The 13,836-nt window shown below is 71.6% G+C and carries 15 protein-coding genes; 11 read left to right on the forward strand and 4 right to left on the reverse strand.

All coding sequences use genetic code 11. The annotated features are described in order from the left end of the window. Positions 1-6: 6 nt before the first annotated feature. Positions 7-1,047 carry an NAD(P)-dependent alcohol dehydrogenase gene (locus tag GJR97_RS00705; RefSeq protein WP_324612937.1) on the reverse strand — a complete coding sequence of 347 codons (1,041 nt, stop codon included), beginning with the start codon at positions 1,045-1,047 and terminating at the stop codon, positions 7-9. Between the two features lie 117 nt (positions 1,048-1,164). Between GJR97_RS00705 and GJR97_RS00710 the strand changes: the two genes are divergently transcribed. From GJR97_RS00710 to GJR97_RS00720, 3 genes are all read left to right on the forward strand, one after another. Further along, positions 1,165-1,839 carry a TetR/AcrR family transcriptional regulator gene (locus GJR97_RS00710; RefSeq protein ID WP_324612938.1) on the forward strand — a complete coding sequence of 225 codons (675 nt, stop codon included), beginning with the start codon at positions 1,165-1,167 and terminating at the stop codon, positions 1,837-1,839. Between the two features lie 18 nt (positions 1,840-1,857). Continuing rightward, positions 1,858-2,427: a helix-turn-helix transcriptional regulator gene (locus tag GJR97_RS00715; protein ID WP_324612939.1), complete on the forward strand. Its 570-nt coding sequence runs from the start codon at positions 1,858-1,860 to the stop codon at positions 2,425-2,427. Between the two features lie 145 nt (positions 2,428-2,572). Then, positions 2,573-2,842, forward strand: a complete 270-nt coding sequence (locus GJR97_RS00720) for a hypothetical protein (RefSeq protein WP_154344638.1) — start codon at positions 2,573-2,575, stop codon at positions 2,840-2,842. 64 nt (positions 2,843-2,906) lie between these two features. Here the strand turns inward: GJR97_RS00720 and GJR97_RS00725 are convergent, their stop codons facing one another. The 3 genes from GJR97_RS00725 to GJR97_RS00735 form a co-directional block, all read right to left on the reverse strand. Beyond that, a complete protein-coding gene (locus tag GJR97_RS00725) occupies positions 2,907-4,058 on the reverse strand; it encodes an aminotransferase class V-fold PLP-dependent enzyme (protein WP_154344639.1) in 1,152 nt (383 codons plus the stop codon). A gap of 94 nt (positions 4,059-4,152) precedes the next feature. After that, entirely contained in the window at positions 4,153-4,683 is a 531-nt protein-coding gene (locus GJR97_RS00730; protein ID WP_154344640.1) for an SRPBCC family protein, read from the reverse strand. Beyond that, positions 4,680-5,255, reverse strand: a complete 576-nt coding sequence (locus GJR97_RS00735; RefSeq protein WP_154344641.1) for an ArsR/SmtB family transcription factor — start codon at positions 5,253-5,255, stop codon at positions 4,680-4,682. The genes GJR97_RS00730 and GJR97_RS00735 overlap by 4 nt, the downstream gene beginning before the upstream one ends. A 344-nt stretch (positions 5,256-5,599) precedes the next feature. Between GJR97_RS00735 and GJR97_RS00740 the strand changes: the two genes are divergently transcribed. From GJR97_RS00740 to GJR97_RS00775, 8 genes are all read left to right on the forward strand, one after another. Next, the gene (locus tag GJR97_RS00740; RefSeq protein WP_154344642.1) at positions 5,600-6,571 is read left to right on the forward strand and encodes a DUF6807 domain-containing protein; all 972 of its coding nucleotides are present in this window, start codon (positions 5,600-5,602) and stop codon (positions 6,569-6,571) included. Further along, positions 6,568-7,308, forward strand: a complete 741-nt coding sequence (locus tag GJR97_RS00745; protein ID WP_324612940.1) for a cupin domain-containing protein — start codon at positions 6,568-6,570, stop codon at positions 7,306-7,308. The genes GJR97_RS00740 and GJR97_RS00745 overlap by 4 nt, the downstream gene beginning before the upstream one ends. Beyond that, a complete protein-coding gene (locus GJR97_RS00750) occupies positions 7,305-8,420 on the forward strand; it encodes a Gfo/Idh/MocA family protein (protein WP_154344643.1) in 1,116 nt (371 codons plus the stop codon). Before GJR97_RS00745 ends, GJR97_RS00750 begins: the two co-directional genes overlap by 4 nt. A 35-nt stretch (positions 8,421-8,455) precedes the next feature. Beyond that, positions 8,456-9,499 (forward strand): glycoside hydrolase family protein, encoded by a 1,044-nt coding sequence (locus GJR97_RS00755; protein WP_324612941.1) that lies wholly within the window; start codon positions 8,456-8,458, stop codon positions 9,497-9,499. Between the two features lie 115 nt (positions 9,500-9,614). Next, entirely contained in the window at positions 9,615-10,916 is a 1,302-nt protein-coding gene (locus tag GJR97_RS00760) for an ABC transporter substrate-binding protein (RefSeq protein ID WP_154344644.1), read from the forward strand. Between the two features lie 71 nt (positions 10,917-10,987). Beyond that, entirely contained in the window at positions 10,988-11,983 is a 996-nt protein-coding gene (locus tag GJR97_RS00765) for a carbohydrate ABC transporter permease (RefSeq protein ID WP_154344645.1), read from the forward strand. Further along, positions 11,980-12,903: a carbohydrate ABC transporter permease gene (locus tag GJR97_RS00770; protein WP_154344646.1), complete on the forward strand. Its 924-nt coding sequence runs from the start codon at positions 11,980-11,982 to the stop codon at positions 12,901-12,903. The genes GJR97_RS00765 and GJR97_RS00770 overlap by 4 nt, the downstream gene beginning before the upstream one ends. Positions 12,904-12,913: 10 nt before the next feature. After that, the gene (locus GJR97_RS00775; RefSeq protein ID WP_154344647.1) at positions 12,914-13,582 is read left to right on the forward strand and encodes a hypothetical protein; all 669 of its coding nucleotides are present in this window, start codon (positions 12,914-12,916) and stop codon (positions 13,580-13,582) included. Positions 13,583-13,836: the final 254 nt, after the last annotated feature.

Below are 13,836 nucleotides of genomic sequence, written 5' to 3' on the forward strand. Positions count from 1 at the left end.
CGGTCGTCAGACGGTGATCACGACCTTCCCCCGGGTGTGGCCGGCTCCGACGTAGCGGAGTGCGTCGGCGGCGTCGTCGAGCGGGTAGGTGCGGTCGATGACGGGGGCGACCTGCCCGGTCGCGAGCAGGTCGGCCAGCGCGAGCAGGTCCCGGCGCTTCGAGAACGACGTGAAGGGCGTCAGCCGCTGACGGGTGAACCCGGACCGCACGCGTGCCCTGACGACCCGGCCGACGGGGCCGAGCCAGCGGCCGCCGTGCCCGCTGTTGGGGATCAGGGTGCCGGTGGGCGTCAACGCTCGGCGGACGGCCGCCAGGGTGTGGGCCTCCACGTTGTCGAGGATCACGTCGTAGCGCTGCTCGGCGCGGGTGAAGTCGGTCTTCGTGTAGTCGACGAAATGGTCGGCGCCGAGCGACCGGACCACGTCCACGTTGCGGGTGCTGCACACCCCCGTCACCTCGGCGCCGAACGCCTTGGCGATCTGCACCGCGAACGAGCCGACGCCGCCCGACGCGCCAGTGACCAGCACCGTCTGGCCCGGTCGGACGTTCGCGATGTCGCGCATCGCCTGCAGCGCCGTCATGGCCGACGTGGGCACCGCTGCCGCGTGCACGATCGACACGTCGGCGGGCACGGACACGAGGTGGTCCGCTGGGACGCAGGCGTACTCCGCGAGTGCTCCAGTCGCGCTCCAGCCGAACACCTCGTCGCCGGGGCGGAAGGCGGTGACCTCCTCCCCGACCGCCGCCACCACGCCGGCGAGGTCCCGCCCCGGGATGCCATGGCGCGGCCGGCGGAGTCCGAACGCCGAGCGCACCAGGTAGGGCTCCCCGGTCATGACGAAGTAGTCGCCGGGATGCACCGAGGCCGCGCCCACCCGGACGAGCAACTCGCCTCGACCGGGCGACGGTCGCGCGACCTCTGACGACTCGAGGACTGAGGGCGGGCCGTAGCGGTGCTGCACGACGGCCCGCATCGTCGCCGGCTCGGCCGGCCCCGCCCCCGGCTCCCGGCGCGCGCCGGGAGCCGATCGCTGTTCGATTCCCACAGGGGCCTCCTCTCGTCCGAGCAGCGACTCCCGCTGGCTCGTACACCGTACGTCGTACGCTGTACTATGACCGTACGCTGTACGATTGTCAAGCCGTTCGAGCGAGTGAGGAGACCGGTGACTGCGAGGGAACGACGTCCGGTCGAATCAGACGCGGGGCTGAGCAAGCAGCGGGTGGTGGACGAGGCGATCCGGCTCGCCGACCGCGAGGGGGTCGGCGGGCTCAGCATGCGCCGGCTGGCGGGCGCGCTCGGCGCGGGCGCGATGTCGCTCTACCACTACGTGGCCAACAAGGAGGAGTTGCTCGACGCGATGATCGACCTCGTGTTCGAGGAGATCGAGCTCCCGCGCGAAGACGCCGACTGGCAGTCGGCGATCCGCCGGCGCGCGGTATCCGCCCGGCGGGTCCTCGCGCGCCACCCGTGGGCGGTCGGCCTGATGGAGTCGCGGACCTCGCCGGGGCCGGCGAACCTCCGCCACCATGAGGCGGTCACCGCGTGCCTGCGGAGGGCCGGCTTCTCGGTCGTGATGGCGACGCACGCCAACTGGTTGCTCGACAGCTACGTGTACGGTTTCGCCCTGCAGGAAGCCGGCCTGCCGTTCGACACCGCCGAGGAGCTCGCGGACATGACCGAGGGCGTCTACCTGCCCCAGCTGCCGCCTGACGAATTCCCCTACCTCAACGAGTCCGCCGCGGCGCTCGTCGCCGCCGGCTACGACCCGGCGGAGGAGTTCACCTTCGGCCTCGACCTCGTCCTGTCCGCCCTCGAGCCCCTGCGAGCCTCCGCGTAGCGCCCCCGTGGCCCCTCGGTGCTCGGCGCGATCGCGTCCGCGATGCGCGGCCATGAACGGCTCCGGTTCGGGTACACGAAGCACGGGGGCATCGAAGAGGGGCGCCACACCGAACCGCAACGGCTGGTGAGCTGGGGGCCGCTCTGGTACCTCTTCGCCTGGGATCCCGACCGAGACGACTGGCGGGTCTTCCGGGTCGACCGCATGGTTCCGCACGCGCCGACCGGTGCGCGGTTCCGGCCGCGCGCGATTCCGGAGGACAGCGTGGTCGAGCACGTGGTCGGACGCGTCATCAGGGCGTCCTGGAGGTACCGCGCCCGGGTGCTCGTGCATGCTCCCGCCGCCCAGTTCACCGCGAAGATCGTCATCCCGGTCGGGGTCGAGGTGGTCGACGAGACCACCTGCCGCGTCGAGCTGGGTGCGGACGACCCGGACCGGCTCGCGCTGTGGTTGGCACAACTCGACGTCGACCTCGACGTGATCGAGGGAGACGAGCTCAGGGCGGCGTTCGACCGCCTCGCGACGAGGTTCCATCGCGCCGCGAGTGGCGCGTCGACGACCCGGAGCCGCATCGACGCGACCTCGTGACGCCCCCGTGCTCGGTCGCCACGACGAGGTGCACGCTTCCCATCCGCCGATCTCCCGCTCCTCGCGTGGCTCAGCCGGCGCCGCCGCACCGGGAACGCCCTCGCGTCGAACCGGGCCGCGGGCTGCGGGCACGAGATAATGGAGGATGTCTTCCTCCGTCGATGTCCGCACCAATCCGGCGGCCTGGGCCGCGTTCTGGATCGCGCTGGCCGGCCTCGTGCTCATGCCCATCCCGCTGTTCATCGGGCTGATCCTGGGCGGCGGCCTCTCGATCGTCGCCGCGATCCTCGCCGTCATCGCCCTGTTCAAGGGGCTCGCGCGCAGCGGCAAGGGGATCGCGCCCGTGGTGTTCGCCGCGATCTTCATCGCGCTCACGTGGGGCGGCATCTCGATCGGCGGCGGCGTCGTCTGGTAGGTCGACCGGTGGGCGCCCGACCGCTGCCGTGCCGGGAGCGACGATGCACCGTCCGCAGCTCGGCTCAGAGCTCCCGCAGGGCCTCCACCAGCCGGGCGACGTCGTCCTCGTGGTTGTAGAAGTGGATCGACAGCCGGAGGTTGCCGTCGCGGGCGGCACCGATGATGCGGCGCTCCTTCAGTCGACCGAGCAGTTCGCGCGGATCGCGCTCGCCGAACGGAACCGACACGATGGTGCTCCGGTTGGCATCGGGCAGGTCGACGGGGGCCCATCCGATCTCGCCGAGCGCCGCACGAAGCAGGTTCGACAGTTCGACGTTCCGGGCGTAGACGGCGTCGGCTCCGAAGGCGTCGAAGACGGAGAGCGCCGCCTCGTCGCCGACCGCGGCGAACCAGCTGATCGACTGGTCGAATCTCGATGCGGTCGTGGAGAGGTGCATGTCGGGGCCGAAGTAGCTCTCGAACGGCGTCGCTCCCGCCTTCCATCCGGGAGCGACGGGCGTCAGGCGTTCCCGGGCTCGCGGAGCGACGTAGCAGTAGCCCATTCCACGCCCGGCGTTGAGGAGGAACTTGTGGTCGGGCGTGGCGAGGACGTCGATCCACTCGAGGTCCTGCGCCACCGGCAGGGCTCCGACCCATTGGGCCCCGTCGACGAAGAGCAGCGCCCCCACCGAACGCGCGAGCTCGCCCACTGCGGGAATCTCGGTGCGGTGACCGGATGCGGTCTGCACGGCGCTGACCGCGATCAGCCGCGTCCGCCGGTCGACGTGCGCCGCGACGTCCGCAGGGTCGAGTCCGCCGTTCCGGAACGGCACCTGTCGGACCTCGTATCCGCGGTGCGCGAGCATGCGCCAGGGGAAGTGGTTCGAGCTGAACTCCCGCTCCCCGATGACCACGCTCCCGCCGGCCGGGTCCTCTGACCCGAGTTGCGCGGCGACGAGTCCTGCAGCGGCGGAGACCGATGCGATGAGCGCGACCTCGGTCGGATCCGCGCCGATGAGCCCGGCGGCCGCCGCCCGGGCGTTCTCGCCGGCGGACTCGCCGCGGACGAAGTCGAGGCCCGATGCGACCCAGTCGGCGAGGTACTGCTCGGAGGCCGTCGCGAGTCGGCGACTGGCGAGACCGACGGCCGCGGTGTTCAGGTAGGCCGAATCCTCCGTCGCGGGGAACAGACCCCGAGCTTCCCGGATGTCCTGGACTCGATCCCTCGATGCCACGGCGATGCGATCACCCTACTCGCGAACGCGGCCGGCGCGCGAGCCTGCGGTGAGGCGCGTCGGCCGGTCGGCGGTCATGATGCGGCCCGAGCGGTCATCGCGCGGCGACCGGGAAGCGGGTGGCGAGCCGGTCGAGGATCGGAACGAGGTCGATCGCCATCTGGTCGAAGAACTCGTTCTCCCAGTCCGCCCCGGTGCCGTACGCGCTCGTGACGACGCGCACCACGCACGTGCCGCCGGAGACGGCCTCGATCAGGAACTCGGTGGCGATCGGGGAGACGTGGTGCAGGCCCTCGGAGACCTCGGACAGCGGCACGCCGATCGTGTCGAACCACTGCGCCATCTCCGGCGGGAGGTCCTCGGGCCGGTCGCCGATCGGCCACGGCTCCTCGTAGGCGAACCGTTCGTTCGGCGTGTACTCGGTGACGACCCCGGTCGAGGTCGGGCCGCCGAGGTCGAACGACACCTCCCCGCCGATGCGGGGCTCGAGTCGGGTCGGCACCATCCACGACGAGATCCCGTCGGCGGTCGCGATGGCCTCCCACACCTCGTCGGGAGTCGCGGCCAGCTCGTAGGTGCGTTCCATCCGGTGCTCGACGCGGTCCGGGCGTTCGGGCGCGTTCATGACGACTCCTTCGGTCGGGCGTAGGACGAGACGGTGAGGCGATGCGGGCGGCCGTCGTCGTGGTGGTACTTCGCGACGAGGGCGGCGAGCGCCGACTGCAGGTCGGCGGCGAAGGCGGCGCGGTCCTGGGCCGACGCGAACCCGATGACGGTGTCGACGGTCAGTGTCGGCAGGCGCGCCTCGGGCGCCGAGTCGCCGGTGATCGCGCCGACCTCCGAGACGGCCCGCGCGTTCACGGCGATCAGGTAGGCGGCCGAGAGCCGGTCGCCGATCGCCTCGGGATCGATCGCGGTGCGCTGCACCACGTTCGGCGAGACGACGAGGTGCCGTGCCGAGCGGCGGACGAAGCGCTCGCTGATGCCGCCCCAGGCCCGGGTCTCGACCGGTTCGACCAGGCCGTGGGCCTCGAGCGCCTTCAGGTGGTAGTTGACCTTCTGCCGGGTGGACCCGAGCTCGGCGGCGACCGTGGCGGCCGACCCCGGCTCGGCCAGCACGTCGAGGATCGACGCGCGGATCGGGTCGAGCGCGATCTCGACGGAGGCGCCGTCTGCGAGCACTCTGACGTCATGCATGCGACCACGGTACGCCTTGACAGAAAAAACTGTCAAGAGGTTCGAGATGCCCGTCGGCGAGGCGCTCGGGCATGCGGTGCGGCTCGTTCGAGCGGCTCGGATTCCGCATGTCCGCCGTGCGACACTGGCTCGGTGGACCCCGACCGGGTCGCGCACCGGCGCGGCATCGACGGCGAGCTCATCGGCTGGATGGCGCCCGAGGCGACGCTCCGGCCGCCCGTGCGTGATCCCGGTTGACGGTGTAGGCTCGGGATAGCGCTTTCCCGCACCGGACGAGCGCGAGCGCGAACGTGGGCGGGCGACCGCGCCGCACCCCGGATCGACGACGAACCCGAAGGAGCCCGATGCCCGACCTCCGCATCGCCCGCGACGACGACCGCCTGATGATCCACGCCGACGGCGACGTGCTCGCCGAGTACGTCTTCCGCCCCGATCACCCCACGTTCGAATCGCCGCGCCCGTACCTCAGCCCGATCCGCACGCTCGGCGGCGAGACCGTGTCGCTCTATCGCCCGCACGACCACGTCTGGCACAAGGGCATCGCGTGGTCGCTGCCGGTCGTCGGCGACGAGAACTTCTGGGGCGGCCCGACGTTCGTGCGCGGCGAGGGCTACGTGCAGCTGCCGAACAACGGCGAGCAGCGGCACGTCGCGTTCGAGCCGGGCGAGGCGGATGCCGCGGCCGACGGCACTTCGACCGGCGGCATCGCGCGCATCCGCGAGCGCCTCGACTGGGTCACCCAGGCGGGCGAGACGATCCTCGACGAGGAGCGGACGCTCGCGGCATCCGTCATCGCCGACGACGCCTGGCTGCTCGGCTTCGCGACCGCGCTGACGAACGCGACCGACCGCGCCATCCAGATCGGATCGCCCACGACGCGCGGCCGCGAGAACGCCGGCTACGGCGGCCTGTTCTGGCGCGGCCCGCGCTCGTTCACTGGCGGTCGGGTGCTCGCGCCGGGCGTCGCAGGAGGCGACGAGCTGCGCGGCACGCGCGCGCCGTGGATGGGGTTCACCGGCCGCCACGACGAGACCGGCACGGCATCGACGATCGTCATGGTCGACGACCCGGGCAACCTGCAGCATCCGCCGCAGTGGTTCGCGCGCAGCGAGGAGTTCGCATGCCTGTGCCCCGCGCCGTTCTTCAGCGACGAGCACGTGATCGAGTCGGGCGCGACGATGGCGCTGCGGTACGGCGTCGTGATCGCCGACGGCGCGTCCGACCCCGACCGCGCGGCGGCGCTCGCCGTCCTCGCGACCGACCGGATGCCCGCGCTGCTCGGGCCGGCCGCCGCCGGGAGCGGGGCCGCGCCGTGACCCTGCCCGCCTTCCCCGGCGCGACCTCGGTCAGCGCGCTCGAGGTCTACGATGGCGTCGCCTCCGACGGGCTCGCGGGCGGCACGCCGCACCTCCACGTCGTCTCGGCGGAGGCCTACCTCGTCGTCGGCGGGCGCGGGCGACTGCACACGATCGACGGCGGGGGCGTGTTCGAGGAGCGCACGCTCGCGCCGGGCGACCTCGTCTGGTTCGCGCCCGGCGTCGTCCACCGCGCCGTCAACGACGGCGGCCTCGAGGTCCGCGTCGTCATGCAGAACGCCGGGCTCCCCGAGGCGGGCGACGCCGTGATGACCTTCCCCGACGACGTGGTCGCCGACCTCGGGCGCTACGCGGATGCCGCGCGACTGCCGGGGCCGGAACGCGCCGACGCCGATCGACTCGCGGCCGCGCACGCCCGCCGCGACCTCGCGGTCGAGGGCTACCGCGCGCTGTTCCGCGACGACGGCACGGTCGACCCCGACCGCCTCGCCCGGTTGCACGCCCGCGCGGCCGACCTGGTCCGCCCGCGCGTCGCCGACTGGCGCGAGCGCTGGGAGGCCGGCCCGCTCGCCGTCGTCCGCGAGACCGGCCGCCGCCTCGACGCGCTCGAGGGCGGCGGTGACCCGGGTCTCGGCGAAGCGCGCGTGGCCGAGGCATCCGTCGACCCCGCGTTCGGCATGTGCGGGCGACTGCAGCGCTACGACACCAGCATCGACCCCGACGGAGGAGCCCGATGACCGAGCAGACCGACCCCGCCACGCCCGACGCCCCGCTGCGCGCCGCGATCATCGGCACGGGCGCGATCGCCGACGCGCACGCGCAGGCACTCCGCGCCACGCCCGACGGCGAGCTCGTCGCCGTGATCGATCGCCACCCCGAGCATGCGCAGGCGTTCGCCGACCGCTGGGGCGGACCGGCGGTCGCCGACTCGCTCGACGGGCTGCTCGCGGCCGGCGCCATCGACGTGCTGCACATCTGCACCCCGCCGGGCGTGCACGCCGAGCAGGCGATCGCCGCCCTCGACGCGGGCGTGCACGTCGTCTGCGAGAAGCCGGCCGCGCTCTCGCTCGACGAGCTCGATGCGATGACGGATGCCGCGTCCCGCAACGACCGGCGCCTGGCCGTGGTGTTCCAGCAGCGCACCGGCACGGCCGCCGCGCACGTCAAGGGCCTCCTCGAGTCGGGCGCCCTCGGGCGACCGCTCGTCGCGACCTGCCAGACGCTCTGGTACCGCGCACCGGAGTACTTCGCGGTGCCCTGGCGCGGCAAGTGGGCGACCGAGGGCGGCGGGCCGACCCTCGGCCTCGGCATCCACCAGGTCGACCTGCTCGCGTGGCTGCTCGGCGACTGGGCGAGCGTGAACGGGCAGCTCTGGCGACTCGCGCGCGAGACCGAGATGGAGGACGTCTCGACCGCGACGGTCGCGTTCGAGAGCGGCGTCGTGGCATCGGTCATCACGAGCGCGCTCTCGCCCCGCGAGACGAGCTCGATCCGCATCGACACCGAGCTCGCGACCGTCACGGTCGACCACCTGTACGGCCACGGCCACGAGCACTGGCGCATCACGCCGGCGCCCGGCGTCGATCCGGCCCTGGTCGATGACTGGGCCGCGCTGCCCGCCGACGAGGAGCCGAGCGGACACGATCCGCTGGTCCGCGACATCTACGCTGCGCTGCGCTCGGGCGGCCCGCTGCCGTCGACCGCGACCGACCCCGCGCGCTCCTTCGAGCTCGTCACCGCGATCTACTCGTCGGCCGCCACCGGTCGGACGGTCACGCGCCGGAGCCTGCGCGACGACGCCGAACGGATGCACAGCCTCGAGAGCCCGATCGCCGACCTGCGGCGATGACCGGGCGCGCGGGCGGCGCGCGCGGCGCGCATGGCGTGGCAGGCGCGGCAGGCGCGGCCGGTGCGGCCACGTCGGGCCGCGCGATCGGGGCCGCCGCGGTCGGCCGCGAGGCATCCGCCGTCCTCGTCGAACTGCCCGACGACGACGCGCTCTTCCACGACCCGGTGCACGACGGCGCCACCGATCCCACGGTCGTCCGCCACCACCTGACGGGGGAGTGGTGGATGCACTACACCCAGCGACGTGCGAGCGTCGACGAACCCGGCGTCGCGTGGGTCCACGGCAGCCGCATCGGCGTCGCGCGCTCGGTCGACGGCGTGCGGTGGCGGTACGACGGAACCGTCGACGACCTGCACGTCGGCGATGGCCCGGAGACGCACTGGGCCCCCGAGGTGATCTTCGACGGCGAGCGCTACCGGATGTACCTGACCGTGATCGACGGCATCCCCGACCGATGGGCCGGACACGCGCGCCGGATCGTCGAGTACGCGAGCGACGACCTCTCGTCGTGGCGGCTCGTCGGCGAGGTCCCGCTGAGCTCGGACCGCGTCATCGACGCATGCGTCGCGCGCTGCCCCGACGGGCTGTGGCGGATGTGGTTCAAGGACGAGGTGGACGGCTCGACGACCTGGGTCGCGGCGAGCGCCGATCTCGCGCCGGGCTCCTGGCAGGTCGAGGGCCGCGCGATCGGCGGGCGCCCGCACGAGGGCCCCAACGTGTTCGAGCTCGGCGGCTGGTGGTGGATGCTCGTCGACGAGTGGCGCGGCATGGGCGTGCACCGGTCCCGCGACGCGGTCGGGTGGGAACGCCAGGGCGGGCCCGACGACGTGATCCTCGGCGCGCCGGGGCGGCGGCGCGGGGATGCGACGTTCGGACGGCACGGCGACGTCGTGGTCGGCCGCGATCGAGGCATCCTGTTCTACTTCACGCACCCGCACTGGGACGGGTCCGAGCTGGGGTCGACGGATGCCGCGGCCGCGCGCCGCAGCGCCGTCTTCGCGGCACCGCTCGTGGTCGTCGACGGCGTGCTGGCCTGCGATCGCGATGCGTCGGCCGATCTCGGTTCGATCACGTATTGAAACGATTTTTCCCACAGCGTTGACCATTCGGGGTCGATGGGGCTACATTTGGGGAAGCGCTTTCCCACCAGCGCGAATGCACCAGGCAGACAGAGACGTTTCCGGGAGGACACCGATGTTCAACATTCGCACCCGACGCGCGGCACTCGCCGCCGCGGCGGTCACGGCGAGCGCGGCGCTCGTGCTGACGGGCTGCTCCGGCGGCTCCGAGCCGGCCGCGACCTACGACCCGGACGAGGAGGTCACCCTCAACCTCGCCTTCTGGGGCAACGACGTCCGTGCCGACCTCTACGACCAGGCGATCGCCGCCTTCAGCGAGGAGTACCCGAACATCACGGTGAACTCCTCCTTCCTCGGCTTCCCCGAGTTCTGGGAGAAGCGGCAGACCGAGGCCGCCGGCGGCGGGCTCCCCGACGTCATGCAGTTCGACTACTCCTACCTCCGCCAGTACTCCGAGAACGGCCTCCTGCTCGACCTCGAGCCCTACCTCGGGAACATCATCGACACCGAGCCGCTGAGCGAGAACATCCTCGGCATCGGCGTCGTCAACGGCGAGACCACCGGCATCCCGACCTCGACCAACGCATGGGGCATGTTCACGAACCCCAAGCTGCTCGAGGGCGCGGGCGTCGAGGAGTTCCCCGGCGGCGACTGGGACGACTACAACGAGTGGATGGCCGAGGTGACCGAAGCCGGAGGCGGAGACCTGTGGGGCGGCACCGACTGGACCGGCCGCATCCAGAACTTCGAGATCCAGCAGCGCGCGATGGGGTCGGACCTCTTCACCGACGAGGGTGAGCCGAACTTCACCGAGGACGACCTCGCGGCGTTCTGGGAGCAGGGCACCGACATCCGCGACGACGGCACCGTCATCACCCAGCAGCGCCTCGAGGAGATCTACCCGGTGTCGGGCTTCGACGCCGCGCTCACCACGAGCGAGCTGACGTGGGACAACTTCGGCGCCGGCTACCTCGGCAACCTGGGCGAGGAGTACACCGAGCTCGGACTGATCGCCCCGCCGATCACCGAGGAGGGCGCGCAGGACCTGTACCTCAAGCCCTCCATGCTGCACTCCATCGCCGCGACGACCGACCACCCCGAGGCCGCCGCCACGCTCGTGAACTTCCTCGTGAACAGCCCCGAGGCCGGTGCGATCTTCGGCACCAACCGCGGACTGCCCGCGTCGGAGACCATGCTCGAAGGCGCTCAGCTCGACCCGCTCGGCGAGCAGATCCGCGCCTACGAGGAGTCGATCAGCGACCGACTCGGCGACGCGCCGCCGGTGCCGATCGTCGGCTACGGCACCCTCGAGGAGAAGTTCCGCCAGCTCGGCCAGGAGCTCGGCTTCGGCACGATCACGGTCGACGAGGCCGTGAGCCAGTTCTTCACGGAGATGGACGTCGTCCTGAACCAGTAGGGACCCTTCGGGTCCGGGCCGAAGCGGTCCGGACCCGGAGTACCCTCGGCACGGAACCCGGGAGAGAGACCATGAGCACCACCCTGACGAAAGCGATCGTCACGGCCGATCAGGAGAAGCGCCCGCGCCTCCTCGGCCGTCGCGGCCCCGACACGCCCACGCGGCCCGGACTGAGGGTCCGCAACCGCAGGGAGACGGCGACGGGCTACACCTTCCTCCTCCCGTGGATGATCGGCTTCCTCGGCCTGACCCTCGGGCCGATGATCTACTCGCTGTACCTGGCGTTCACGAGGTACAACCTCTTCACCGAGCCGAGGTGGATCGGGCTCGACAACTTCGTGCGCATGTTCACGGAGGACCCGCAGTACATCCAGTCGGTGCAGATCACGCTGGTCTACGTGCTCGTGGGCACGCCGATCAAGCTCGCCGCGGCGCTCGGCGTCGCGATGCTGCTGAACTACCGCGACCGGGGTTCGACCTTCTTCCGCTCGTCGTTCTACGCGCCGTCGCTGATCGGTGCGAGCGTGTCGGTCGCGATCGTGTGGCGGGCGATGTTCTCCACCGACGGCCCCGTCGACAACACGCTCTCGTTCTTCGGCCTCGACATCGGCGGCTGGGTCGGCAACGTCGCCCTCGTGCTGCCGATGATGATCCTGCTGGCGGTGTGGCAGTTCGGCGCCCCGATGGTGATCTTCCTCGCCGGCCTGAAGCAGGTGCCGCGCGAGCTCTACGAGGCCGCGGAGGTCGACGGAGCCGGCCCGATCCGGAAGTTCCGGTCGGTGACCTTCCCGATGCTCTCGAGCGTGATCTTCTTCAACCTCCTGCTCGAGCTCATCAACGCGTTCCAGGTGTTCGCGTCGGCGTACATCATCTCGAACGGCTCCGGCGGACCGGCCGGCATGACGAACTTCTACACCGTCTACCTCTACAAGCGCGGCTTCGCCGACCTGCAGATGGGCTACGCCGCCGCGATGGCCTGGGTGCTCGTGATCGTGGTCGCGATCATCGCCGCCATCCTCTTCAAGACCCAGAAGTCGTGGGTCCACTACGCGGGAGACAACCGATGACCACCTCGACCAGCGAGATCGCGCGCCCCGAGTTCCTCGAGATCGAGCTCGACCAGCAGCCGGCCCCCGAGCGGCGCCGCATCAAGCGCAAGACGATCAACACGATCATCTGGTTCGTCGTGCTCGCCGCACTGACGGCGATCGTGCTCTACCCGCTGATCTGGCTGTTCGTCGCGACGTTCAAGCCGTCCAGCGAGTTCGGCCAGAACCCGGGCCTGATCCCCGACAACCCCACGATCGACAATTACTTCAAGGTGCTCGAGGGCATCGCGGGCGTGCCGCTGTGGCGGTTCTTCGCCAACTCGACCTTCATCGCGGTCATGGCCGTGATCGGCACCCTGTTCTCCTCGGCGCTCGCGGCCTACGCGTTCGCCCGGGTGCAGTTCAAGGGCGTCGGGATCCTGTTCGCCGCGATGATCGGCACGTTGCTGCTGCCGTTCCACGTCGTGATCATCCCGCAGTACATCATGTTCCAGAAGCTCGACATGGTGGACACGTACTGGCCGCTGATCCTGCCGAAGTTCCTCGCGACCGAGGCGTTCTTCGTGTTCCTGATCGTGCAGTTCATCCGGAACATCCCACGCGACATGGACGAGGCGGCCCGCATCGACGGCGCCGGGCACTGGCGCACGTTCTTCTCGATCATCCTGCCCCTGATCAAGCCCGCCCTGATCACGAGCGCGATCTTCACCTTCATCTGGACCTGGAACGACTTCCTCGGCCCGCTGCTCTATGTGAACAGTCCCGAGCAGTACCCGCTCCCGGTCGCACTCCGCCTCTACAACGACCAGACGTCGACCTCCGACTACGGCGCGACCGTCGCGGTGTCGTTTCTCGCGCTGCTGCCGATCCTGATCTTCTTCATCGTGTTCCAGCGCTTCCTCGTCGACGGCGTCGCCACCCAGGGCCTCAAGGGCTAGGGGCGAGCGGATGTCTCGGGCAGGCGGTCGCACGGAGCGTGACGCACGTCGCGCCGAGCGGTCGGGCTCCGGCCCGGTCCGCTCGGGCGCGGCACCCGCGCGCTTCCCGGGCGCGACGAGCGCGTTCGGGCTGCTCGGCGAGGTGCTCCTCGTGGGCGTGCTCGTGGCGCTCGTCTCGATCCCGCTCGTCACGCTGCCCGCGGCGCTCGCCGCGGGGGTCCGACACCTGCGGCGATACCTGCTCGCCGAGGGATCGCGCCTGGGCGAGTTCTGGGCCGACCTGCGGTCGGGGCTCCTCGGCGGGATCGGCGTCGGCGCGGCATCCGTCGTGCTCGCGCTCGTTCTGCTGCTCGACATCGACCTCGCGAACAGCGGCGCACTGCCCGGCGGGCCGATCGTCGCTGCGGTCGGCTGGGCCGGCCTCGTGGCGCTCGCCCTCGCGCTGTTCACCGCGGCCGGCCTGTGGACGCCGAAGCTCGGCTGGCTCGGCGCGCTGCGCGCGGTGCCGCGGGCGATCGCGGGCGACGCGGTCGGGGCGGGGTACCTCGTGGCATCCGCCGGCTTCGCGGCCGTCGTGACCTGGCAGCTGTTCCCGCTCATCGTGCCCGCGCTCGGCTGCGTCGCGCTCGCGATCGTGGCGGTTCCGGAACGGCCGCGGCGGAGGCGCTCGGCGGACTGACGTCCGCGGCAGGGACGAGCCCACCGCGCCCCTGATGCGGTCGAGCGCGCCCTGGACGGCGCGCCCGCCTCGGGCCGGCGCGCCCGCCTCGGTCCGGCGCACCTCGGTCCGGTGCGCCTCAGGAGGAACTTCGGGCCTGCAGACGGCGCGTCGACCCGCCCTGCGCGGCGTGTCGCGCGGAATCTCCTCCCGAACGGGAACGGGAACGGGAACGGGAACGGGAACGGGAACGGGAACGGGAACGGGAACGGGAA

Origin of the sequence: Agromyces kandeliae, from assembly GCF_009674665.1 — a bacterium.
GTDB lineage: Bacteria > Actinomycetota > Actinomycetes > Actinomycetales > Microbacteriaceae > Agromyces > Agromyces kandeliae.

Coding starts and splice junctions, on each gene's coding strand:
- GJR97_RS00770 (WP_154344646.1), top strand. CDS start 11,980: ATGACCACCTCGACCAGCGAGATCGCGCGCCCCGAGTTCCTCGAGATC.
- GJR97_RS00775 (WP_154344647.1), top strand. CDS start 12,914: ATGTCTCGGGCAGGCGGTCGCACGGAGCGTGACGCACGTCGCGCCGAG.
- GJR97_RS00720 (WP_154344638.1), top strand. CDS start 2,573: ATGTCTTCCTCCGTCGATGTCCGCACCAATCCGGCGGCCTGGGCCGCG.
- GJR97_RS00760 (WP_154344644.1), top strand. CDS start 9,615: ATGTTCAACATTCGCACCCGACGCGCGGCACTCGCCGCCGCGGCGGTC.
- GJR97_RS00765 (WP_154344645.1), top strand. CDS start 10,988: ATGAGCACCACCCTGACGAAAGCGATCGTCACGGCCGATCAGGAGAAG.
- GJR97_RS00730 (WP_154344640.1), bottom strand. CDS start 4,683: ATGAACGCGCCCGAACGCCCGGACCGCGTCGAGCACCGGATGGAACGC.
- GJR97_RS00735 (WP_154344641.1), bottom strand. CDS start 5,255: ATGCATGACGTCAGAGTGCTCGCAGACGGCGCCTCCGTCGAGATCGCG.
- GJR97_RS00750 (WP_154344643.1), top strand. CDS start 7,305: ATGACCGAGCAGACCGACCCCGCCACGCCCGACGCCCCGCTGCGCGCC.
- GJR97_RS00740 (WP_154344642.1), top strand. CDS start 5,600: ATGCCCGACCTCCGCATCGCCCGCGACGACGACCGCCTGATGATCCAC.